The organism is Streptomyces sp. ACA25, from assembly GCF_028200735.1.
GTDB lineage: Bacteria > Actinomycetota > Actinomycetes > Streptomycetales > Streptomycetaceae > Streptomyces.
In genome coordinates this window covers 108,036-130,351 of the sequence record NZ_JAQKPV010000010.1, presented here as the reverse complement: position 1 = coordinate 130,351, position 22,316 = coordinate 108,036, and the positions used below count along the sequence as shown (strand labels likewise).

The window sequence follows — 22,316 nt, the reverse complement described above, 5'->3', positions numbered from 1 at the left end:
CACCGATCGTCAACCCGCCCCTCCCCGCCGGGGGCCGCCCGCCCCGGTTCCGGTGTCCGGAAACCTTCTTCCGCCCGTGCCCGGTAGGCTGCGCCGTGATCCTCCGGAAAGGACTGTGACGTGCCCCCGTCCGACGCGCCCAGGACCTCAGCCGCCACCGGGGGTGTCCAGTCTCTGGAGCGGGCGTTCCGCCTGCTGGAGCACATGGCCGACGCGGGCGGCGAGGTCGGGCTGAGTGAGCTCGCCGGCCGCAGCGGTCTGCCGCTGCCCACCATCCACCGGCTGATCCGCACCCTGGTCGCCACCGGCTATGTCCGTCAGCAGCCCGACCGCCGGTACGCGCTGGGGCCGCGCCTCATCAGGCTCGGCGAGAGCGCCACCCGGCCACTGGCCACCTGGGCCCGCCCGTATCTGGCCCGCCTGGTGGAGGAGACCGGCGAGACCGCGAACATGGCTCTGCTCGACGGTGACGAGGTCGTGTACGTGGCCCAGGTTCCCTCCCGGCATGCCATGCGGATGTTCACCGAGGTCGGCCGGCGGGTTCTGCCGCATGCCACGGGCGTCGGCAAGGCGCTCCTCGCCCACCGGCCGGACGCGGAGGTGCGCGCCCTGCTGGCCCGTACGGGCATGCCTGCCGCGACGGAGCGGACGATCACCACCCCGGACGCCTTCCTCGAGGCCCTGGCCGAGGCCCGGACCTCGGGCTACGCGATGGACGACAACGAGCAGGAGATCGGCGTGCGCTGCCTCGCCGTGCCGGTCCCCGATACCCCCATGGCCGCGGCCCTGTCCGTCTCGGGCCCGGCCGGCCGGCTCACCGAGTCGGCGGCAGACCGGATGGTCCCCCTGCTCCGGGAGGTCGCCCGGGAACTCTCGGACGCCCTTGCCCTCGCCGTCCCGGAGCGCGACCGGTGACGGCACAGCGGGTGGCCGGACTCCTGCTCGCAGCGGGCGGCGGGCGGCGACTGGGCGGACGACCCAAGGCGCTGCTGGAACACGACGGGCGGCTCCTCGTCGAGGCGGGGGCGGCGGCCCTGCGTGCGGCGGGGTGCGATCCGGTGCATGTCGTGATCGGGGCGGAAGCCGCCCGGGTACGGGAGCGGGCGGCACTGCCGGGCTGTGTGCTGGTCGAGAACCCCGACTGGGGATCCGGAATGGGCTCGTCCCTGCGCGCCGGGCTGGCCTCCCTCGAGGGCGAGAGCTGTACGGCCGCACTGGTCGCGCTCGTCGACCAGCCGGGGATCGGGGCTGCCGCGATGGCACGTGTCCGGGCCGCCTGCCACTCCCCCGCGGCGCTGGCGGCAGCCGGGTACGGCGGACGCCGCGGGCATCCCGTGCTCCTGGGATCCCGGCATTTCGCGGAGGTCTCCCGGCTGGCCCGGGGAGACCAGGGTGCGCGTGGCTTCCTCCGGGCACAGGGCGCCGGCCTCACCCTGGTGGAGTGCGGTGACCTGGCCGAGCCGTACGACATCGACACCACGGAGGACCTGCGGACCAGGCTCCGGCCGGGGCCGCGTCCGGAGCGGTAGGCACCTCCGGAACACGAGGCAGACAGCCCTTGCCCCGTCTACCCCGGAGGGGTACCGTCGTGATATACCCCAAGGGGGTATAAAGGAATGCCGCTCCCGTTCGTCTGGAGTCTGTGATGCCACGCCACGACCCGCACTCGGCAACCGCCCCGCACGAGCACGGACCCGCACCCCGCGCCCCCCAGGACGACACCGGGCACACCGACCGGAAGGGCCCGCCGGGCCACGGCGGCCATGCCGGGCACGGTGACCACGTGGCGCAGTTCCGTCGGCTGTTCTGGTGGATGCTGCTCCTCGGCATCCCGGTGGTCCTGCTGAGCGAGATGTTCGCGGACCTCGTCGGCTACTCGGTTCCCGGCTTCCCGGGTGCCGCCTGGGTGCCGCCGGTGCTCGGCACGGTGATCTACCTCTGGGGCGGCAGGCCGTTCCTGACCGGGGCCCGGAGTGAGATCGGGGAGCGCAGCCCGGGCATGATGCTGCTGATCTCCCTGGCCATCACGGTGGCCTTCTTCGCGTCCTGGGGCGCCAGCCTCGGCCTGCTGGAGCACGAGCTCGACTTCTGGTGGGAACTGACCCTGCTGATCGTCATCATGCTGCTGGGCCACTGGCTGGAGATGCGCTCCCTGGCGCAGTCCTCCTCAGCCCTGGAGTCGCTGGCCGCCCTGCTGCCCGACGAGGCCGAGAAGGTCGTGGACGGGGAGACCGTGACGGTCGCGCCGTCCGACCTCGCGCTGGGCGACCTGGTGATCGTGCGTCCGGGCGGCAGGGTCCCCGCGGACGGCCGAGTGGCCGAGGGCACCGCCGATGTCGACGAATCGATGATCACCGGCGAGTCCCGGCCGGTGGCACGCGGGCCCGGTGACCAGGTGGTGGCCGGCACCGTGGCCACTGACACCTCTCTCCGGGTCGAGGTCACCGCCATCGGGGAGGACACCGCGCTGGCCGGTATCCAGCGCCTCGTCGCCGAGGCACAGAGCTCCACCTCCAAGGCCCAGCGGCTGGCCGACCGTGCAGCGGGCTGGCTCTTCTGGTTCGCTCTCGCCGCCGCGGCCGTCACGATGACCGTCTGGCTGCTGCTGGGCTTCCCGGACAGCGCGCTGGTCCGCACCATCACCGTCCTGGTGATCGCCTGCCCGCACGCCCTGGGACTCGCGATCCCGCTGGTCGTCTCGATCGCCACCGAGCGCGCCGCCCGTGGTGGCGTGCTGATCACCGACCGGATGGCGCTGGAGCAGATGCGCACGGTGGACACCGTGCTGTTCGACAAGACCGGCACCCTGACCAAGGGCGAGCCGACGGTCACCCGGACCGCAGCGGCGGGTGGCCACGAGGAGGAGACCGTCCTGGCGCTGGCCGCCGCGGTGGAGGCCGACAGCGAACACCCGCTCGCCGCGGCGATCACCGCCGCCGCGCGGCAACGCGGGATCCGCGTTCCACCGGCCACCGATTTCCGCGCTTCCACCGGCGTCGGCGTCACCGGCACGGTCGACGGCAGGACCGTCGGAGTGGGCGGCCCCGGCATGCTGCGGGACCAGGGGCTCGACCCGCTGCCGGCTTCCGGGGCGTGGAAGGAGGAGGGCGCGATCATCCTGCATGTGCTGGCCGACGGCGCGGTGGTGGGCGCCCTCGGACTGGCCGACGAGGTCCGGCCGGAGTCCCGGATCGCGGTCGACGAGCTGCACGGACTCGGCAAGCGGGTCGTCATGATCACCGGTGACGCCGAGCAGGTCGCCCGCTCGGTCGCCGGGGAGCTGGGCATCGACCAGGTCTTCGCGGGCGTCCGCCCGGAGGACAAGGACAAGAAGGTGCAGGAGCTCCAGCGGGAGGGACGGAAGGTCGCGATGGTGGGCGACGGCGTCAACGATGCCCCCGCCCTGGTGCAGGCCGACGTGGGCATCGCGATCGGGGCCGGCACCGACGTCGCCATCGCCTCCGCCGGAGTGGTGCTGGCCAGTGACGATCCCCGGTCCGTGCTCTCCGTCATCGAGCTCTCCCAGCAGGGCTACCGGAAGATGAAGCAGAACCTGTGGTGGGCCGCCGGATACAACGTTGCCGCTGTCCCGCTGGCCGCGGGAGTGCTCGCTCCGGTCGGCTTCGTGCTGCCGATGGCGGTCGGAGCCGTGCTGATGTCCCTCTCCACGGTCGTGGTCTCGCTCAACGCGCAGCTGCTGCGCCGCCTGGACCTGACGCAGCAGCCGGTCGGGCCCGCGGCCTGAGGGCACACCGGGCGAAGGAGCCGGATCGTACGGACGTTCAACAGGTCGTTGATGTTCCACGATGAGGAAACTATTCTCCACTGGATGGCCGGGGGGGGGTACGGGCTGCGGCCCGCGCCCCCACCCGGCTGCCGCCCCGGCCCTCGCCTCGCTAGGAGTGACTCCTTCATGTCCGCAGCCGCGCCCCTCCCGCCGGCCGACGTCCCGGCCCCGTCCCTGCCGCGCCAGGGCGAGGTACTCACCGAGGAAGCGCTCGGCTTCGTGGCCGAGCTGCACCGGCGGTTCACCCCGCGCCGCAACGAACTCCTGGCTCTGCGCGCCGAACGGCGGGCCCGGATCGCCCGGTCCGGTGGCCTGGACTTCCTGCCGGACACCGCTCACATCCGCGACGGCGACTGGCAGGTGGCCCCTGCCCCGGACGCCCTGCAGGACCGCCGGGTGGAGATCACCGGTCCGACGGACCGACGGATGACCGTCAACGCCCTCAACTCCGGCGCCCGCGTATGGCTCGCGGACTTCGAGGATGCCTCCTCCCCCACCTGGGAGAACGTCATCGGCGGCCAGCTGAACCTGGCCGACGCCTACCGCCGCCGCATCGACTTCACCGACGAGCGCGGCAAGAACTACGCACTGCGGCCCGACGAGGAGCTGGCCACCGTGGTGATGCGCCCCCGCGGCTGGCACCTCGACGAGCGGCACCTCACGGTCGAGGGCGTCCCCGTCCCCGGGGCGCTCGCTGACTTCGGGCTCTACTTCTTCCACAACGCCCAGCGGCTCATCGAGCTCGGCAAGGGCCCGTACTTCTATCTGGCCAAGCTCGAATCCCACCGCGAAGCCCGCCTCTGGAACGATGTGTTCGTCTTCGCGCAGGAGCACCTGGACATCCCGCGGGGCACCGTGCGCGCCACCGTGCTCATCGAGACGATCACCGCGGCGTTCGAGATGGAGGAGATTCTTCACGAACTGCGCGAGCACGCGTCCGGCCTCAACGCGGGCCGCTGGGACTACCTGTTCTCCCTCATCAAGAACTTCCGCGACGCCGGCGAGAAGTTCGTGCTGCCGGACCGCAACGCGGTGACCATGACGGCACCGTTCATGCGGGCCTACACCGAGCTGCTGGTCCGCACCTGTCACAAGCGCGGTGCGCACGCCATCGGCGGCATGGCGGCGTTCATCCCGTCCAGGGACGCCGAGGCCAACGCGCTGGCCTTCGCCAAGGTCAAGGCGGACAAGGACCGGGAAGCCGCGGACGGCTTCGACGGGTCCTGGGTCGCCCACCCGGGCCTGGTCCCGGTGGCCCGGGAGTCCTTCGACGCCGTACTCGGCGACCGGCCGCACCAGAAGGACCGGCTGCGCGAAGACGTGCGGGTCACCGCCGGGGAACTGCTGGCCATCGACTCCCTGGAGGCCGTCCCCACCTACGAAGGGCTGCGCAACGCCCTCCAGGTCGGCACCCGCTACCTCCAGGCGTGGCTCGCCGGACGCGGAGCCGTCGCGGTCTTCCACCTCATGGAGGACGTCGCCACCGCAGAGATCTCGCGCTCCCAGATCTGGCAGTGGATCAACGCCGGCGTGGTGCTCGACGACGGCCGCCGGGTGACACACGCCCTGGTGCGGGAGACCGCGGAGCGCGAACTCGCCGCCATCCGGGAGGAGACCGGAGCGCAGGCATTCGAGTCCGGCGGCTGGCAGCGGGCCCACGACCTGCTCCTGCGACTGGCCCTCAGCGAGGAGTACGTCGACTTCCTCACCCTCCCCGCCTACGAACTGCTCGAGACACCCGCCCGGCCATGAACGGACGGGCCGGCCGACCCGGCCGTCCGGCCCCGGGACTTCTGCGCGGCGTGCGCCCCTCGGACCGCACTGGTCCCGCGGACCCGCACGGTCAGGGCGGCGGCTCGATTCCCTCCTCCACGAGCCGCCGCTCCCCCGCGCTGAGCTGCGCCAGGGCGCGGGGGCAGCGGTGCAGCGGCCCGCGCAGGGAGCGCAGGGCCTCCCACAGGCCGGCGGCCGGCACTCCCCTGCTGGCGAGGATGGCGGCGGTGTAGGCAAGGAAGTCGGCCAGCAACGTCTCGTCGTCGACGAAGACCCCGGCGGCCAGGAAGTCCAGTAGATGGCCGAGATCCTCGACGGTGGCGTCGTACGACTGCTCCGTGTAGGCGCGCATCGGCGGGAACCGCTCCCGCAGGTCGTCGACCAGGTGCTGGAGCAGTGCCGCCCGGTCCCGGACGAGCAGGCCGTACTCCTCGTCGGCCAGGTGCACCAGAGCCGACTCACCGGTCAGTGCGGGCGGCCACCGGTCCGCCAGCAGCCGGGCCGCCTGCACAGCGCTGCCCGCCCAGAGGTCCGCGCCCAGGGTACGGGCCCAGAGACCGTCGGCGCCGAATCCCGGCCCGCCCACCATCACGGGCGTTCCGGCCAGATGGGCCGCCTCGATCAGCCGGTGGGCGTGCGGCAGCCGGGCCGGCAGCATGCACGAGAGCGCGACCAGGTCCGGGCCGTTCTCGTGCAGGTAGGTGAGCAGATGCGGCGCGGGGACATGGGCACCAAGGAAGGCCACCGAGAAGCCCCGGAGCCGCAGTACTTCGGCGAGAATCCGGGCCGGCAGCGCATGCCACTCCCGGTCCACGCACGCCACCACGACCTCGCGCTCCGGGGCTCCGTCACCGGGGCGCCGGACCGCGGCGGACAGCGCCGCGACGCACTGCTCGCTGACATAGGTGGCGGCGTGCTCCTGGGCCACGCTCCACTTGTTCTCCGCCCAGCGCAGGCCCACCGTGTGCTGGGCGGCGGCGATCAGGTCCAGCAGCACGGCCTCCGCCGGGACGCCCCGCTCGACCAGGTCCAGCGTGAGGGCGACCGCCGCGTCCTGGTCCGCGCAGGCGAGGTGACGGTCGAAGGCGGCCCGGACCTCCGCCGTCACCGCCGACGGAGCCTCCGTCACGGGAGCACCTCCCCGGCAGGGCCGGCGCCGGAGGTGCCGCCCGGGCGCTCCGGGACGGCCGGCGGGGTGGAACGCGGAGGCGAGGGCGGGGCAGGCATGGCCGCGGCCTGGACGGCCAGTACGGCGATGTCGTCGTAGGCGCCCCCGGCCAGCCACTGGGTCGTCAGCAGCTCCACCCGTTCGGCCACCGCACCGGCCGGCATCCCGGCGCAGGTGGCGAGATCCCGGGCGAGCCGGTCGTCCCCGTACATCTCGTTGCCCGAGGGTCCGCCGCGCGCCTCGGTCACCCCGTCGCTGTACAGCAGCAGCAGTTCCCCGGGACCCAGATGGAGCCGCTCCTGGTCGAAATCCGGATCGGGCAGCGCACCGACGAGCATGCCCCCGATATCCACCGGTTCCACCCGTCCGTCCTGGCGGAGAACCAGCGGGGACGGGTGGCCGCCGCCGGCCACGGTGACATCCAGCCCTCCGCCCGGAGCGGGCAGCGCTCTCCCGGTCACCAGGGTGGTGAACCGGGTTTCGCCGGCGTCCAGCAGCACCTGGTTGAGCAGCTCCAGCACCCGTACCGGCCGGGGCTCGACCAGCGTGAGGGCATGGAGCGTCTGGCGGACCCGTCCGGTGAGGACCGCCGCCTCCACCCCCTTCCCGCGCACGTCGCCCAGGAAGAACTCCACACCGCCGTCATGGCACGCACGGGCCTGGTAGTAGTCGCCTCCGATCTGCAGCGCCTCCCGGGCCGGCCGGTACGCCGCTCCCAGCCGCACCGCGTCCACGGCCGGCAGCGGGTCGGGATCCAGCCCGGCCCGGAGCACCGCGGTGGTGTGCGCCTGCTGACTGTAGAAATCGGCGGCGGCCAGCGCGATCCCCGCCCGGGAGGCGAACTGCCGCACCAGCTCGGTGTCCGCGGGGCCGAAGCCGTCCCGTTCCGGGCCCCGCACCAGGACCAGCGCACCGGCCGGGTACCCGCTGCCGGGCAGCCCGACGACCAGCGCGTGCCCTTCGCCCGCGGCCATCTCCGGTGCGAGCACGGCGCCCAGCACCCGCAGCTCGTCCAGGTCCTGCCGCGGGCAGGCCATCACCCGCGCCTCCCGGCCGGTGTACGCGTCCGCCACCCGGGGCATCCGGTCCAGCGACTCGGCCGGCACCAGCCCGGTCTCGCCCGCACCGGAGGCCCCCGGCCACACCCGGTACCAGGTCGAGCGCTGATGCCGCTGCGGCAGGAGGAGCACGGCCCCGTCCGCGAGCACCGGGACGGCGGTGCGCACCAGAGTGCGCACGGTACGGCCGTGGTGCAGCGATCCGGTCAGCCTCCGGTCGGCCTCGGCCAGGAACAGTGAGTTGCTCCACTCCGTCTGCACCGCCCGTTCCCGGCTCCGCCGGGCGGTCTCGTCCCGCACGAGCCACACGCTGAGCCCGTCGAGCTCGGCTCTGGTCCCGACGAGTGACCGGCCTTCGTGCTCGGAATCGAACGACCCCGCTCCGGCCTGCGAAGCCTGAGCGAGGGGCCCGGCCGCCGGAGTGCTCAGCGCCCCACCGGTCCGCAGGCGGGGAAAGAGCTCCGCGGCACGCCGGTTGAGTCCGTGCACCAGCCCCTGGCCGTCACAGGCGATCACCGCCTCGTCGATCAGGTCCAGCACCGCGGACGGGACACCGGACGCGGACACCGCGCCCGGCGCCGGGCGGCCCACCGGGACCTCCGGTCCCGCCCAGGGCCCGCCGGTGCCCCACGTCTCCTGCCGTTCGCTCCGCTTCACGGGAGACGGGAAACGTTCAGGGGAGACGTACGGCTACGGCAGCGGCACGGTATCCGCTCGCCCAGCGAGTCGGGGATGACCATCACAGCACCTCGGCTCAGGAATCGGCTGCCCGAAGACATCTGCACGTGTAACGCCGGTGCGGACGCGCCCCGGTCCCGGAGTGCCCGGCGCTGCCCCACCGCACTCTCCACGGTACAGCCGGTGCGGGGGATGGTGGGCGACCGCAGGCCTCCGACCCGCCGCGGAACGATCAGGTCAGGAGCCCGGCGAGGCGGCGTGCCTGCTCCCGCGCGGCGCGGGCGACCACGTCCTCCTCGACGGTGAGCAGCCTGCCGTGCTCCACGACCGGCCGGCCGCCGACCAGGGAGAGAGTCACCGGTGCCGCCGCTCCCAGCACGAGCGCCGCGACCGGGTCAGCGATGGTCGAATGGCCGATACCGTCCAGCTTCCACAGCACGAGGTCGGCAAGCTTTCCCGGCTCCAGCGAGCCCGTCTCCTGCTCCCGTCCCAGCACCCGGGCTCCGCCGTAGGTGCCCAGCCGCAGGGCCTGCCGGGCATTCAGCGCACGCTCACGGTGGGCTCCGAGCCGGTTGATGAGCAGCGCGTTGCGCAACTCGGTGTGCAGCTCACCGGCTTCGTTGGAAGCCGTGCCGTCGACACCGAGACCGACCGGCACACCGGCCGCGAGCAGGTCCGGGATCCGGGCGATCCCGGCGGCCAGGCGGGCGTTGGACGAAGGGCAGTGCGCGACTCCGGTGCCGGTACGGGCGAAGGCGTTGATGTCCTCGTCACTCATGTGCACGCAGTGCGCCATCCACACGTCCGGGCCGAGCCAGCCGGCCGACGCGAGATAGTCGGTGGGCCCCGTCCCGAACAGCTCACGGCAGAACTGCTCCTCCTCCACCGTCTCCGAACCGTGGGTGTGCAGGCGAACCCCCCTGCGGCGGGCCAGCGCGGCGGATTCACGCAGCAGCTCGGTGGAGACGGAGAAAGGCGAGCAGGGTGCGACGGCGATCTGCAGCATCGAGTCGGGGGACGCGTCGTGGTGCCGGTCGATGGCCTGCTCGGTGGCGAGCAGGGCCCCTTCCGTGGTCTCGACCGCGAAGTCGGGCGGCAACCCGCCCTCCGAGGTACCACGGTCCATGGAACCGCGGGCGAGAGTGAGGCGGACGCCCAGCTCAGCGGCGGCCCGGACCTCCGCACCGACCAGGTCCCCTGCGCCGCGCGGGAAGATGTAGTGATGGTCGGCCGCGGTGGTGACCCCGCCCCGGGCCATCATCGCGAGCGACCCCTGGGCGGCCGCGTGCACCATCGGCTCGTCGATCCGGGACCAGGTGGGATAGAGCGCCACCAGCCAGTCGAACAGGTGGGCGTCCTGCGCCAGTCCCCGGGTGAGCCACTGGTAGAAGTGGTGGTGGGTGTTGATGAGTCCCGGCGTGGCGAGGTGGCCCGTGCCGTCGATGCGACGGGTCACACCCGTGAGCCCGGCGGGAGCCGGCCCGGGACCCACCGTCTCGATACGGCTCCCGGCGACCACCACGTGCCCGGCCGGGTACTCGGTGTCGTGGGCGTCCACCGTGGCCAGGGCGCAGTTCTCGATGACGAGGCGCTGCTCCGCCATGAAGGTTCCTCGATTCCGCGTGCGCTGTTCGGTACGTCCTACAGCGGGCCGGTCAGATCGGCGGGGATGACGGCCTCGGCGCCGGGCCGCAGGACCGTCGCCTCGATGAGACCGTAGGGCCGGTCACTCACGTAGTAGACCTCGTTGTCGTTGGTCAGCCCGAAGGGCTCGAGGTCGGCCGGGAAGTGGTGCCGGTTGGGCAGGGCGAAGCGGATCTCGTCAATGCCGGGGAGCTTGTCGATCACCCGGGTCCCCATCTCGAAGAGGGTCTGCTGCAGGGACAGCGAGTAGGTGTCGGCGAAGGCGGCCAGCAGGTGGCTCCTCGCCTCGGTCCAGGACGGGTCCCAGGACGGGACGGCCCGGGCTTCGCCGGCCCAGTGGTGGCGCCAGAGCGCGGTGACCCGGGTGGCGAGGATCCGGTCCCCGGTCTCCTGGAGCGTGGTGTACCGGTCCCTGGCGTAGCCGCGGAACTCCGAGTTGGTGGAGTTGAGCACCATGAGGTCCTTGAGCCCGGAGAGGACCTCCCAGCGTGCCCCGTCGAAGGTGACCTGCGCGGTGCGCACCTCCTGTCCCTTGCGGACGAAGGAGTGCCGGGGCGGGCCGGCGCCGGCGGTCCCGATGCGCTCCCAGGCGTACTCCTCGACGCGTATCCGGGCCCGGTGCAGCGGTTCCTGGCTCGTCACGAAGTGCCGGGCCAGAAGGATGCCGAACTGTTCGGGTGAGGCGATGCCGTGCTCCCGCGCGAAGGCGTACACGGTGTTCTTGGCGGTGTCCGTGGGCAGCACGTGGGCGTTGGAGCCGGAGCGGTGCGCCTCTTCCAGGTCGCCCGACAGGGCCACCGAGACGTTCAGGTCCTTGATGTGGTGGGTGGCACCCGCACGCGTGACGCGCACGACGCGGCACTCGGCCTTGCCGTACCGGTTCGGGCCCAGCAGCGCCGGGCGTTCACCCGGTGGCCGCGGGGCGGGGCCGGGCTGAGGAGCGGAGGTGCTCATCGGCGGGTCAGCTCCCTCGGTAGACGGAATAGCCGAACGGGCTGAGCAGCAGAGGCACGTGGTAGTGCTCACCCGGAGCCACCGCGAAGACCACGGCCACCTCGGGGAAGAAGCTCCCACCGGCGGGCGGGCGGTCGCCTGCCGTCCGGCTGAGGTACGGCTCGACAGCGAAGCGCAGCCTGGCGTGGGTGGCCCCGGGCGGCAGCGCGGCCAGGTCCCGGCAGCGGCCGTCCGGGTCGGTGCGTGAGGTGTCGTGGTGGCTCCAGCCGTCCGTGGGGCCGGTGCGCACGGCAAGCTCGACCGCGACGGCGGCCGCGGGCCGTCCTGCGGCCGTGTCGAGGACGTGAGTGGAGACCGAGGCGGTCGCGGGGCTGTTCATGCGCACCGCTCCTTCTCCCCGGCGGGCCGGCTGAGCCGGGCGAGGCGGATGCGGTGGATGCTGCCGAGTTCGGTGCGCACGATCTCGCGCTCGGTCTCCGGCGGGTTGCCGAGCCGGGTACGGGCGGCTTCCAGCAGCTGCCCGGCGGACAGCCCGGTGGCGCAGATCAGAAAGACGTGGCCGAACCGCTCCTGGTAAGCGAGGTTGAGCGTCTGCATCTCCTCCGCGAGGGCTTCGGGGGCCCCGCTCATGCCACGCTGTTCCTGCGCGGACCGGTCCCCCGGGCGGGGTCTGCCGATCGGGGGGTGGCCGGCCAGTGCCTCGTCGAGGCCGGCCGGGGTCAGGGCGGCGGTGGCGGCGTCACCGGCGGCGAGCAGCGCCTGCAGCCCGGCGTACGGGCGGCCGGCCAGGAGGGCGCGGCCCCAGGCCGGGGCGGCGCACACCTCGTGCAGCGTGCGGCGGACGGTGTCCTCGGCGGCGTCGTTGATCCAGGCCAGCTCGGGTACCGAGCATGACGTCAAGGGTCCTCCCCGGGGAGCGGCGGCTTCGGCCCGGCCCTCAGCTAAGCCTGCCGGACCCCTTGTCGTCAACATTTTGTTGAACCGACGCCGGCCGTGGCCGGGAGCGCCCGGCTGAGCAGGACCCGTGCGGGCCGGGCAGCGCTCAGGTCTCCCGGTTCAGGTAGTTGTAGACGGTGAAGCGGCTGACTCCCAGCGCCTCCGCGACCGTCTCCACCCCGTGCCGCATCGCGAACGCACCGCGGGCCTCCAGGCTGCGCACCGCGGCCTGCTTGGCCCGCCGGTCCAGCTCGGACAGCGGCATCCCGTGCCGGCGCCGCAGCTCGTTCAGGAGGTGCTCCAGCGAGTCCGCCAGACGCGGCAGCCGTACGGCCACCGCCTCCCGCCCTTCCCAGCGGAGCACCACGTCCTCGCTCCCGGCCCGGCCGGGCGGAAGGAGCTCGCCCCCGATGGCGTCCACCAGCGGCTTGACCGCCCGCACGAAGGCGTCGGGGCCAGGGGCACGGTCGTCGCCGGCGCCGCTCATGCGCCGCGCTCCGGACCGTCCCCGAGCGCGTTGAGCTGCAGCGAGATCCGGGTGGCGCCCACTTCCAGGGACCGGTGCAGCACCAGTTGCACGGCGGCCAGCACGTCCTCCGCGGCGCCTTCGGCGGTGGTGCCGAAGGGGCCGACCTCGACATTCTCCAGCGCTGCCTGCTGCACCACCCCGCGGGCCACCACTGCATGCTCCGGCGGCTCGTCCAGATCGAACGGCTCGGTCGTGAATTCCAGTCTCAGTCGCACGCACCCAATTTAGCGCCGCGCCGCGCCCGCGCCGCGGCGGCCCGGGACGCCCTCCCGGGCCGCCGCGTCCGGGGCACCGGTCGGGGAGCAGGTGCGTCCGCTCAGCGGCCTCGCGCCCACCGGCCGGCCGGCAACCACTGCGGCCCCGGGCCGAAGAGGTCGACAGCCGCGCGGAGTTGACGCAGGGCCGGAACCAGCGCGCTCACCGACCCCACCGCGGCGGCGATCAGCAGCAGACCGTGCCGCAGGGCTGCCCCCTCGGGCATCCCGGTCGCCAGCGCGGCATCGAGCACGGCCAGCTCACGCTCCGCCACTTCACGGTCCGCGAAGGGCGTCCGGTGGGCGTCCAGGTCGACACGCAATCGTTCCACCGCGGCCTGCAGAGCCAGCAGCCGCGGGTCAGCGGTCCGTTCGACGGTCCCGGAGTGTGCAGTATCAGCCTTGCCAGCGGCCATTCGGTGCCCTCCCTGCGCTCGTCCTCGACGCACTCGAACCCACCGGGCGTACGGTCTCGCTCAGCATCCACCCGGCAGCCGCACAGGGACAGTAAATATCACTGTCCGCGCAGAGCGCCATACGGAGGGCGAAACTCCGCGTCACATTACGGTGAACGTCGCTTTACGTTCCGCCCGTCCGGCAGGTTTCCGGCAGTGCTGCGGGGACCGGCCCGCGTGGGCGAGACTTGTGGCCCACCGCGACGTCCCCGGAGTGGCCGATGCCCCAGAGCGTGCCCGTTCGCTGCCCGGCGTGCCGACGAGAGCACTCCTTCCTGCCGCCCGCGTACCCGTGTTCCTGCGGGGCCCCGGTGACGGTGACCGTGCTGCCGGACAGCGCTGCGGTCCCGGTGCCATTCCGGACCTGGGCGGGCGCCTGGACGGATGTCCCGTGCACCGCCTGCGGCCGGACCGGACAGTGGCCGCAGCCCGAGTTCGACTGTCCCTGCGGGACCCGTGCCCGGCTCACCCCGGGCGGCATCCTGGACTTCGAGGAGCCGCCGGACGGGACGGGACGCGGTGTCTTCCGTCCGGTGACGATCCGCACCGCGCACGACGCCGTGGTCTGTGCCGCCCAGTTCCTGCGCTGGCTCGGCCACCAGCAGGTCCGTACCGTCGCCCCCCGCGCCTCCGGCGGAGTGGACCTGCGCGGCCCCTCGGTGGCCGGGCTGGTCGATCCGACGACCGCCCCCACCGGGCAGCGTGAGGTGGAGACCCTGTGGCTGCACGCGCTGAGCGAAGGGGTACTGCCCGTCGCCTTTTCCCTGGCGGGTTTCGACCGGCAGGCCCGGGCCCGGGCCGATGAGCTGATGGTGCCGCTGTTCGTGTTCGACCTGGCCGGCACCCCGCAACCGGTCAACGACCCCGCCGACGCGCTCTACCCCGACCGCACCTGAGCCCGCGGACGGGCACCGTACCGACGGCACCGAGTGCCCACTAGTCGAGTTTGACCAATGGGAGAAGCCGGGTAACCTGCAGGGCGAGTAGTCAAATTTGTCCAATAGGGAGACGCATGTCCTTCACGCCCACTCCGCAGGCCCGCGAACTGCTCGATGACTGGTTCGCCCGGTTCGACGAGTACAGCGGCAAGGGAGACTTCGCGCGCATGGCCGACCTCGCAGTGTTCCCCCTGAATGTGATCACTGACGACGGCGCGGGCAATGGCTTCACCGCCCAGTGGGACCGGGAGCGGTACCTGCGCACCATGGCCAAGGTGATGGACGGCGCCCCGGAGGGCGTGGAGCTCCGATTCGATTCCCGGCGTTCCCCGCACTTCCTGTCCGAGGACCTGGTGGTCGTGGTGACCGACGCCACCATGACCATGGGTGAGCACGTCCAGGAAATGCGGTACGCGGACATCCTGGTCAAGCGGGAAGGGGACTGGGCCTTCCAGACCATGGCGCAGAGCGGCTGGGCGTCGCTCTGGAGCGGCTGACCACCGCGGACCCCCGGCCCCCGCGCTCAGCGGCCCCGGGCGGCTCTATGTCCCGGTGAGGTGCTCCGGCCGGACCGGGACGCGCGGCAGGGCCAGTCCGGTGGCCTGCCGGATGGCGGCCACCACCGCGGGGGTGGCGGACAGCGTGGGGGCCTCACCGACACCGCGCAGCCCGTAGGGCGCGTGCTCGTCGGCCAGCTCGAGCACCTCGACGGGCATGCTCGGGGTGTCAAGGACGGTCGGGATGAGGTAATCGGTGAACGACGGATTGCGCACCTTGCCGTCCTCGCCGACCACGATCTCCTCCATGACGGCCAGGCCCAGGCCCTGGACGCTCCCGCCCTGGATCTGACCCACCACGGATGCCGGATTGAGCGCCTTCCCGACGTCCTGCGCACAGGCCAGCTCCACCACCTTCACCAGCCCGAGTGCGGTGTCCACCTCGACGACCGCCCGGTGGGCCGCGAAGGAGTACTGGACGTGGCCCCGGCCCTGCCCGGTGTGCCGGTCGAAAGCCTCGGTGGGACGGTGCCGCCACTCCACCTCGCGTTCGACCGGCCCGTCCTCGAGGACCTCCGCCAGCCCGGCGAGCACCTCCCCGTCCGCGGTGACGACCTTGCCGTCCTCGAGCAGCTGATCGGCACCTGCCCAGGCCCGGTGCCGGTGACCGAGCCGCTGCCGGCCCCGTTCCAGCACCCGCTGCCGGACGGCTTCGCAGGCCGCCTTGATCGCGCCGCCGGTCACGTAGGTCTGCCGGGAGGCCGAGGTGGAACCGGCCGAACCGATCCGGGTGTCGGCGGGGAGCACGGTCACCCTGGTGACCCCCAGCTCGGTCCGGGCGATCTGGGCGTGCACCGTCACTCCGCCCTGGCCGACCTCGGCCATCGCCGTGTGCACCGTCGCGACCGGCTCCCCCGCCACCGCTTCCAGCCGGACCCGCGCGGTGGAGTAGTCGTCGAACCCCTCGGAGAAGCCCACGTTCTTGATGCCCACCGCGTAGCCCACGCCGCGGACCACGTCCTCGCCGTGGGTGGTGTTGGACACCCCGCCCGGCAGCTCGCGCAGATCGGTGCCGGCTGCCGCGGCGCCGTCTCCGGTCTCCCACTGCCCGGCGGGCGGCAGCGGCATGGCCTGCACCCGGCGGAGCAGCTCGGCGACGGGGGCCGGCGAGTCGACCTGCTGGCCGGTGGGCAGGAGGGTGCCGCGGGACATGGCGTTGAGCCGGCGAAAGGCGACCGGATCCAGGTCCAGCCGGGCGGCGAGCCGGTCCATCTGGGCCTCGTAGGCGAAGCAGGCCTGCACCGCGCCGAAGCCCCGCATCGCGCCGCAGGGGGGGTTGTTCGTGTAGAGGGCCAGGGCTTCGATGTCGACGTGGTCGACGGCATACGGGCCGGCCGAGAGTGAGGAGGCGTTGCCGACGACGGCGGCCGAGGTGGAGGCATAGGCCCCGCCGTCCAGCACGATCCGGCAGGTCATGTGGGTGAGCCGGCCGTCCCGAGTGGCACCGTGTTCGTACCGGAGAGTGGCGGGATGCCGGTGGACGTGGCCGAAGAACGACTCGTGCCGGTTGTAGACCATCTTCACCGGCCTGCCGGTGCGCAGGGCGAGCAGACAGGCGTGGATCTGCATCGACAGGTCCTCCCGGCCGCCGAACGCCCCGCCGACCCCGGACAGCGTCATCCGCACCTTGTCCTCAGGAAGCCCCAGCACCGGCGCGATCTGCCGCAGGTCCGAGTGCAGCCACTGGGTGGCGAGGAAGAGCTCGACGCCGCCGTCCTCGGCGGGCACCGCGAGCCCGCTCTCCGGGCCCAGGAACGCCTGGTCCTGCATGCCGACCCGGTACTCACCGGTGACGATGACGTCGGCCCGGGCCCGGCCGGCCGCGACGTCGCCGCGCACGATGGGCTGCCGGTGCACGATGTTGGGATGCGCCACGTGCGGGGCGTGGTGGTCGGTCCGGGCGGGATGGAGCAGCGGGGCGTCGTCGGCCAGGGCGGAGGCCTCGTCGTGCACCACGGGCAGCGGTGCGTAGTCCACCGCGATCAGGGCTGCGGCGCGGCGGGCGGTCTCCGGGTGGTCGGCGGCCACCACGGCGACCGGCTCTCCCTGGTGCCTGACCCGGCCATGGGCGAGCACGGGGGTGTCCTGGATCTCCAGCCCGTAGGTGCGCACGCCAGTAGGCAGGTCGTCGTGGGTCAGCACGGCGTGGACGCCGGTCTGCGCCAGGGCCCGGGAGATGTCGACGGAGCGAATCTCGGCGTGGGCGTGCGGGCTGCGGAGCGTGCAGCCCCAGAGCATGTTCTCGTGCCACAGGTCCGAGGCGTAGGCGAATTCGCCGGTGGCCTTCAGGATGCCGTCGGGCCGCAGGGTGGATTCACCGATGCCGCCCCGGGCGTGGTCGCTGTCCTGGGTCAGGCCGGCCGGGGCACCGGAGGCGGAAGCACGGGACCCGGGGGTGACCGGAGCGGGGCCGGGGCGGGTCTTCATGTCAGTCCTCCCCCTGCGGCGCGGCCGCTGCCGGTGGCGGCGGTGCGGGCAGCGGCCAGCCGTACGGCGTCCATGATCTTCTCGTACCCGGTGCAGCGGCACAGATTGCCCGCCAGCGCTTCCCGGATGTCGGCGTCCGAGGGCTGCGGCTGCCGCTCGATCAGCTCGTCCGCGGTGACCAGCAGGCCCGGGGTGCAGAATCCGCACTGGATGGCACCGGTCTCCACGAAAGCCTGCTGGACCGGCGAGAGCGCAGCGTGGGCTCCGGCGGAAACCACCTCGGGGGCGTGGCCGCCGCCCTCCCCGGCACGCTGCCGGGCGTGGTCGGCCAGCCCTTCGACGGTGAGGACCTCCCGGCCCTCGGCCTGGCCGGCGGCCACCAGGCAGGCGCAGACCGGCACCCCGTCCAGACGTACCGTGCAGGAGCCGCATTCGCCCTGCTCGCAGGCGTTCTTGGAACCGGGAAGGCCCATCCGCTCACGCAGCACATGGAGCAGACTCTCGCCCGCCCGGACATCATCGGCCTGCTGTCTGCGGCCGTTGACCGTGAATGTCACCCGCACGGGCGGTCTCCTCTCTGAGCGGGCCGGTGCCCGCGGTAGGACTCCCAGGCCCAGCCCAGCGTGCGCCGGGCCATGACGGACACCGCGTGCCGGCGGTACGCGGCGGTGCCCCGCGCGTCGTCGATCGGGTTGCAGGCTCCTGCCGCCAGCTCCCCGAACTGCCGGGCGGCGGCCGGCGGCAGGGGCCTGCCGCTCTCCCAGAACCCGCCGTCGCCCAGCTCGGCGTTCAGGAAGTCCTCCGCGACCCGGGCCCGTACGGGTGTCGGAGCGGCCGAGCCGATCCCGGTCCGCACCGTCCGGGTGTCGGGATGGAGGGCGATACCGAAGGCGCAGACGGCGATGACCATGGCGTTGCGGGTACCGACCTTGGAGAACTGCTGCGGGCCGGTGGCCCTCTTGATGTGCACGGCTCTGATGAGTTCGTCCGCGGCGAGGGCATTGCGCTTGACCCCGGTGAAGAAGTCCTCCACCGGGATGAGGCGGCTGCCTCGCACCGATGCGGCTTCGATCCGGGATCCGGCGGAGAGCAGCGCGGGGTGGGCGTCGCCGGCCGGAGAGGCGGCGCCGAGGTTCCCGCCCACACTCCCGCGGTTCCGGATCTGCGGGGATCCGACGGTCCGGGCCGCCATGGCCAGGCCCGGCAGCTCGTGCCGCAGGTTTTCGATGATCCGGGTGTAGGGGACGGCCGCGCCGAGCCGCACGTACTCGGCTCCGGTCTCCCACTCGTGGAGCTCGCTGACCCGCTCGAGGTCCAGCAGGTGTTCCGGGCGGCGGCGGTCGAAGTTGATCTCGACCATCACGTCGGTGCCCCCCGCCAGGGGCACCGCGCCGGGGTGGGCGGCCTTGGCTTCCAGTGCCTCCTCCCAGCCCGCGGGACGAAGAAAGTCCATGGGTGCTCTCCTCGGTTCACTCGGCAGGGTCCGGCCGGGAACGGTCCGGTCCGGGGGCGCCGGTGCCGTGGGCCGCTCGGGACGGCACCCGCCGGAGGTCCATTACAGCGGGGGACCGGCGGCTGCGCACAGTCACGGATGCCCTGAAGCCAGGCCGGTTGCCGGCCGTCCGGGTTGGAGGTTCCTACAAACGGGGTCTCCGCATACGGTTATCACCTGCCGCCGGCCCGCTCCCTCCGCCGACCCGCCGATCGGGGAAGAACCATGCGACTGCGCGCTCTGCTCGACAGCCCCGCATTCCGCCTGCGGCTGCTGGGCGCACCGGAGGGCGGCCTGGACCGGTTGGTGACGGGGGCGATGACCACCGATCTGCGGGATCCGCGCCGCTATCTCAGCGGTGGCGAACTGGTGCTGACCGGGCTGCTCTGGCGGCACACCGCCGGGGACTCCGAGGTGTTCGTACGCATGCTGGCCGAGGCGGGAGTGGCCGGGCTCGCGGCGGGCGAGGCCGAAGTGGGCTCGGTGCCCGGGGACCTGATCGCGGCCTGTGCCCGGCACCGGCTCCCGGTCCTCGCCGTCCCCGAAGAGGTCAGTTTCGCGGCCGTCACCGAGTACGTGGCGCGCCGGGTGTCCGGGGAGCGGGCGGGGGACCTGGCCGCGCTGGTGGACCGGCACCGCCTGCTGATGACGGCCGGACCGGCGGGCGGCGGGCCGCAGGCCGTGCTCGACCTGCTGGGATCCGGCCTGGATCTGCCCGTCTGGCTGCTGTCCCCCGCCGGCCGGCCGCTCGCGGGCTCGGCTCCCGCGTTGCTCCCGGAGGTGACGGGACGGGAGCTGGCCGCCCGGTTCGCGGCGGCCGGTTCGGGCCGGGGCCCGTACCGTACCTGTGTCGGGGACACCGGATACGCGCTGTTCCCGGTGCGCGAGCCGGCCACCGGGCCTCCGGCCACGCTGCTGCCGGACCAACTGCTGGCCGTGGCGGCCGACACCCGGTCATGGCCGGTCCAGCGACTGGACCTGCTGGAGGCGGTGGCCCGGCTGATCGCAGCCGGACGGCGGCTGGAGCACGCGGTGCTCACCGCGCGGCGACGCGCGGCGCAGGAGGTGCTGGACCTGGTGCAGGAGGGTGCCCCTGCGGCCGAGGTCGCGGCGCGGCTGAGGGCCGCCGCTCCCCCGCCGGCCCCGGGCCGCCCGGAACCGCACAGGCAATGGGTGGCCGCCCGCCTCGACCGCCGCGCCACGGAGCCGCCGGGCGCCGGGGCGGGACCGGACAGCCCGGCGGACACCGGGAGCCGGGCCCTGCTGGAGGAGCTGCTTGCGGCGCTGCCGGCACCGCTTCCGGGCGTGGCGGTCGCCCGCGGGGGCGAGGCGGTGGCCCTGGTTCCGGTGCCGGACGGTGCCGGACCGCTGCATCCGGAGCGGCTGCTCGGGGCGGCCCGGCCGGTGCTCACCGCCGCGCTGGGGGACGCCGGCCGGATCGCGCTGGGCTCGAGCGCCGGGGTCTCCTCGGCCGAGTCGCTCCACGGGGCGCTGGAGGAGGCGTTGCACGCCCTGCGTGTGGCCACTGCCGGAGCGGACCGGGTGGCGGGCACCGGGCACGAGGAACTCGCCTCGCACGTGACACTGCTGCCGTTCGTTCCGCAGGACGTGCGGCAGGCCTACTCCGCCCGGCTGCTCGACCCGCTGCGCGCCTACGACCAGCGGCACCGTTCCGCTCTTCTGCCCACCCTGCGAGCCTTCCTGGCGGCGGACTGCTCCTGGTCCCGGTGCGCGGCCGCCCTGCACCTGCATGTGAACACGCTGCGCTACCGCATCGGCCGGATCGAGGAACTGACCGGCCGGGATCTGTCCCGGCTGGAGGACCGGCTGGACCTGTTCCTGGCCCTCAGGTTGACCGGCTAGCGCTCCCGGCCAGGGCATTCACCCGGAGGGGCACATTTCCCCTCGCTTGTGAAGCTGTTCACCTGCGCCTCTTTGCCGGACTCCCGGGTTCGTGTTGAGATGCACCGTCAGCTGCACAGGTCCATCGGCCCGATGACGCGCTCCGGGGAGGCAATGTGGCGGGAACCGCCATACCACGTACTGTTCGACCGGCCGGAGAGGATCCGCTCGCTCGAGCCGTATGGCGGCTGCGGTCCCGGGCATGCTGGGAGGACGCCGCGGCCCTGCTCGCCCCGTCCGCCGAGCAGGATGCCGGGGCCGCCCTGCAGCGTGCCGAGCTGCTCATCGAGCACTGCCTGTTCACTTCGGCGGGGTGGAACCGGGCCGAGGAGGCTCTGCGGTCGGCCGAGTCCCTGTCGCTGAGCGACGTGGAGCGCGGCGCCGCAGCCTGCGCCCGGGGCTACCTCGCCTACGCCTCGACCCGGCTGGAGGTCCGGGACCGTACCGACGAGGCGCGGGCCGCGCTCGGCAGGGCCGCGGCTCTGCTGGGCCCGGGCGAACCCGGCAGGGCCCGGCTGGACTTCCGCCGCGGGCTGATGGCCCAGCACCTGAGCGGCACGCCACAGGCGGCGGAGGCCGCGTACCGGCGGGCCCATGCCGAGGCGGCGGCCGGCGGTGACCTGCTGCTCTGCTCGGCGACCTGGCAGCAGCTGGGCACGCTGGCGCTGCTGGCGGGGGACGCGGCGGCGGCCCGGGAGGCGTTCTCCGAGTCGTTGCGGCTCCGTGAGGAGACGGGTTTCCTCGTGGGCATCGCGCCGGCGCTGATGGCGCTTGCCGAGGTGCAGCCGGAGGAAGAGGCCGGCCGGCTGCGCACCGAGGCGGGCCGGCTTTTCCGGCTGCTCGGTGAGGTTCCCCGCTGGATGGCCGTGCAGCTGGCCTGAGGCTGCTCCGCGACGGCGCCGGGGCGGTGGTCAGGCCCCGGCCAGAACTTCGCGTCTGCTCACGGCGACTGTCAGCGTCCGAGCAGGTGTGCGTGCGCCAGCCGCTCCGCGGTCTCCAGGTCCTGGTGTTCCAGCGCGTCCAGCAGGGCGCCGTGCTCCCGTGCCGCCGCCAGCAGCTCCGCCCGGCCGGGCCCACCGCTGCCCAGAGCCGGGCACTGGGCGCGACGGTGCAGGTCCGCGGCCACCTCGACGAGCTGCCGGTTACCGGTCAGCTCCAGCAGCGCCCGGTGGAAGGCCCGGTCGGCCTCGGCGTACCCCGCACGGTCGCCCAGCGCGGCGGCGGACACACTCACCTCCGCCAACGGCCGGAGCCCGGCCCAGTCCTCCGCGCCCAGCGTGCGGCCGAGCCGCAGCAGCGCCGGGATCTCCAGGGCGGCCCGCACCTCGGCCAGCTCGGCGAGATCGCGCGGACTCCTCCCGGCAACCCGGAAACCGCGGTTGGGAACGGTCTCGACCGCCCCCTCGCTCGCGAGCTGCTGCATCGCCTCCCGGACCGGGGTGGCCGAGACGCCGTACCGCTCGGCCAGCGCCGGAGCCGAGTACACCTCGCCGGGCGCCAGCTCTCCGGACGCGAGGGCACCGCGCAGCGCCCGGAGCACCTGACCGCGCACCGAGTGGCGCTGCGGGACGCTCCGGGGAGCGGGCTCGGCCGGGAACAGTGCCTGACCGCCGGCCGGCACCCGCCGCAGTGCCGTCCGTATGGGGGTATCCATTCGGGTGTGCTCCATCTGTCCGCTCCGTCCCCTCCTCCCCCCAATCAACACGATCCCGAGCACCTTAGGGGGTGGCGCGGCGAGAGCAAACCCCCTCCACCATTGAGTAA

Annotated in this window: 21 protein-coding genes; 8 read left to right on the top strand and 13 right to left on the bottom strand. The window is 73.3% G+C overall.

The annotated features are described in order from the left end of the window. Window positions 1-120 precede the first annotated feature (120 nt). The 4 genes from PJ985_RS16815 to aceB all read left to right on the top strand — a co-directional run bounded on the left by PJ985_RS16815 (window position 121) and on the right by aceB (window position 5,539). Complete coding sequence (locus tag PJ985_RS16815; protein WP_271684606.1) at window positions 121-915, top strand: IclR family transcriptional regulator; 795 nt, start codon at window positions 121-123, stop codon at window positions 913-915. Next, a complete protein-coding gene (locus PJ985_RS16810; protein ID WP_271684605.1) occupies window positions 912-1,529 on the top strand; it encodes a nucleotidyltransferase family protein in 618 nt (205 codons plus the stop codon). The genes PJ985_RS16815 and PJ985_RS16810 overlap by 4 nt, the downstream gene beginning before the upstream one ends. Window positions 1,530-1,645: 116 nt before the next feature. Then, window positions 1,646-3,745: a heavy metal translocating P-type ATPase gene (locus tag PJ985_RS16805; protein ID WP_271684604.1), complete on the top strand. Its 2,100-nt coding sequence runs from the start codon at window positions 1,646-1,648 to the stop codon at window positions 3,743-3,745. Window positions 3,746-3,913: 168 nt separating this feature from the next. After that, entirely contained in the window at window positions 3,914-5,539 is a 1,626-nt protein-coding gene (gene aceB, locus PJ985_RS16800; RefSeq protein WP_271684603.1) for a malate synthase A, read from the top strand. A gap of 91 nt (window positions 5,540-5,630) precedes the next feature. Here the strand turns inward: aceB and PJ985_RS16795 are convergent, their stop codons facing one another. The 9 genes from PJ985_RS16795 to PJ985_RS16755 form a co-directional block, all read right to left on the bottom strand. Beyond that, entirely contained in the window at window positions 5,631-6,689 is a 1,059-nt protein-coding gene (locus tag PJ985_RS16795; RefSeq protein ID WP_271684602.1) for a cobalamin B12-binding domain-containing protein, read from the bottom strand. Next, entirely contained in the window at window positions 6,686-8,443 is a 1,758-nt protein-coding gene (locus tag PJ985_RS16790; protein WP_271684601.1) for a PP2C family protein-serine/threonine phosphatase, read from the bottom strand. The genes PJ985_RS16795 and PJ985_RS16790 overlap by 4 nt, the downstream gene beginning before the upstream one ends. A gap of 253 nt (window positions 8,444-8,696) precedes the next feature. Beyond that, window positions 8,697-10,067 carry an 8-oxoguanine deaminase gene (locus PJ985_RS16785; RefSeq protein WP_271684600.1) on the bottom strand — a complete coding sequence of 457 codons (1,371 nt, stop codon included), beginning with the start codon at window positions 10,065-10,067 and terminating at the stop codon, window positions 8,697-8,699. A gap of 38 nt (window positions 10,068-10,105) precedes the next feature. Next, window positions 10,106-11,062 (bottom strand): factor-independent urate hydroxylase, encoded by a 957-nt coding sequence (gene pucL / locus PJ985_RS16780; RefSeq protein WP_271684599.1) that lies wholly within the window; start codon window positions 11,060-11,062, stop codon window positions 10,106-10,108. Window positions 11,063-11,069: 7 nt separating this feature from the next. Next, on the bottom strand, window positions 11,070-11,441 hold the full coding sequence (gene uraH, locus PJ985_RS16775; RefSeq protein WP_271684598.1) for a hydroxyisourate hydrolase: 372 nt from the start codon (window positions 11,439-11,441) through the stop codon (window positions 11,070-11,072). Continuing rightward, the gene (uraD, locus tag PJ985_RS16770; protein WP_443033503.1) at window positions 11,438-11,962 is read right to left on the bottom strand and encodes a 2-oxo-4-hydroxy-4-carboxy-5-ureidoimidazoline decarboxylase; all 525 of its coding nucleotides are present in this window, start codon (window positions 11,960-11,962) and stop codon (window positions 11,438-11,440) included. Before uraD ends, uraH begins: the two co-directional genes overlap by 4 nt. 142 nt (window positions 11,963-12,104) lie before the next feature. After that, window positions 12,105-12,485 carry a helix-turn-helix domain-containing protein gene (locus tag PJ985_RS16765; protein ID WP_271684597.1) on the bottom strand — a complete coding sequence of 127 codons (381 nt, stop codon included), beginning with the start codon at window positions 12,483-12,485 and terminating at the stop codon, window positions 12,105-12,107. Beyond that, window positions 12,482-12,742: a thiamine-binding protein gene (locus PJ985_RS16760; RefSeq protein WP_271684596.1), complete on the bottom strand. Its 261-nt coding sequence runs from the start codon at window positions 12,740-12,742 to the stop codon at window positions 12,482-12,484. Before PJ985_RS16760 ends, PJ985_RS16765 begins: the two co-directional genes overlap by 4 nt. 101 nt (window positions 12,743-12,843) lie before the next feature. Beyond that, window positions 12,844-13,197 carry a DUF5955 family protein gene (locus PJ985_RS16755; protein WP_271684595.1) on the bottom strand — a complete coding sequence of 118 codons (354 nt, stop codon included), beginning with the start codon at window positions 13,195-13,197 and terminating at the stop codon, window positions 12,844-12,846. A gap of 350 nt (window positions 13,198-13,547) precedes the next feature. On the opposite strand from PJ985_RS16755, the gene PJ985_RS16750 reads away from it, so the two are divergent. Both PJ985_RS16750 and PJ985_RS16745 read left to right on the top strand, forming a co-directional pair. Beyond that, complete coding sequence (locus tag PJ985_RS16750; RefSeq protein ID WP_333909866.1) at window positions 13,548-14,132, top strand: hypothetical protein; 585 nt, start codon at window positions 13,548-13,550, stop codon at window positions 14,130-14,132. 116 nt (window positions 14,133-14,248) lie between these two features. Further along, entirely contained in the window at window positions 14,249-14,671 is a 423-nt protein-coding gene (locus PJ985_RS16745; RefSeq protein WP_271684593.1) for a nuclear transport factor 2 family protein, read from the top strand. 45 nt (window positions 14,672-14,716) lie between these two features. Here the strand turns inward: PJ985_RS16745 and pucD are convergent, their stop codons facing one another. From pucD to PJ985_RS16730, 3 genes are read right to left on the bottom strand one after another with little or no spacing between them, the layout of a single operon-like run. Further along, complete coding sequence (pucD, locus tag PJ985_RS16740) at window positions 14,717-17,158, bottom strand: xanthine dehydrogenase subunit D (RefSeq protein ID WP_271684592.1); 2,442 nt, start codon at window positions 17,156-17,158, stop codon at window positions 14,717-14,719. Next, window positions 17,155-17,721 (bottom strand): (2Fe-2S)-binding protein, encoded by a 567-nt coding sequence (locus PJ985_RS16735; protein WP_271684591.1) that lies wholly within the window; start codon window positions 17,719-17,721, stop codon window positions 17,155-17,157. Before PJ985_RS16735 ends, pucD begins: the two co-directional genes overlap by 4 nt. After that, on the bottom strand, window positions 17,712-18,611 hold the full coding sequence (locus tag PJ985_RS16730; protein WP_271684590.1) for an FAD binding domain-containing protein: 900 nt from the start codon (window positions 18,609-18,611) through the stop codon (window positions 17,712-17,714). The genes PJ985_RS16735 and PJ985_RS16730 overlap by 10 nt, the downstream gene beginning before the upstream one ends. Before the next feature lie 264 nt (window positions 18,612-18,875). Between PJ985_RS16730 and PJ985_RS16725 the strand changes: the two genes are divergently transcribed. Both PJ985_RS16725 and PJ985_RS16720 read left to right on the top strand, forming a co-directional pair. Continuing rightward, complete coding sequence (locus PJ985_RS16725; RefSeq protein ID WP_271684589.1) at window positions 18,876-20,513, top strand: PucR family transcriptional regulator; 1,638 nt, start codon at window positions 18,876-18,878, stop codon at window positions 20,511-20,513. A gap of 155 nt (window positions 20,514-20,668) precedes the next feature. Further along, window positions 20,669-21,433: a hypothetical protein gene (locus PJ985_RS16720; protein ID WP_271684588.1), complete on the top strand. Its 765-nt coding sequence runs from the start codon at window positions 20,669-20,671 to the stop codon at window positions 21,431-21,433. A 71-nt stretch (window positions 21,434-21,504) separates the two neighbouring features. On the opposite strand, the gene PJ985_RS16715 is transcribed toward PJ985_RS16720, so the two are convergent. Then, window positions 21,505-22,206, bottom strand: coding sequence for a GntR family transcriptional regulator (locus PJ985_RS16715; protein WP_271684587.1), 702 nt, complete (start codon window positions 22,204-22,206; stop codon window positions 21,505-21,507). Window positions 22,207-22,316: the final 110 nt, after the last annotated feature.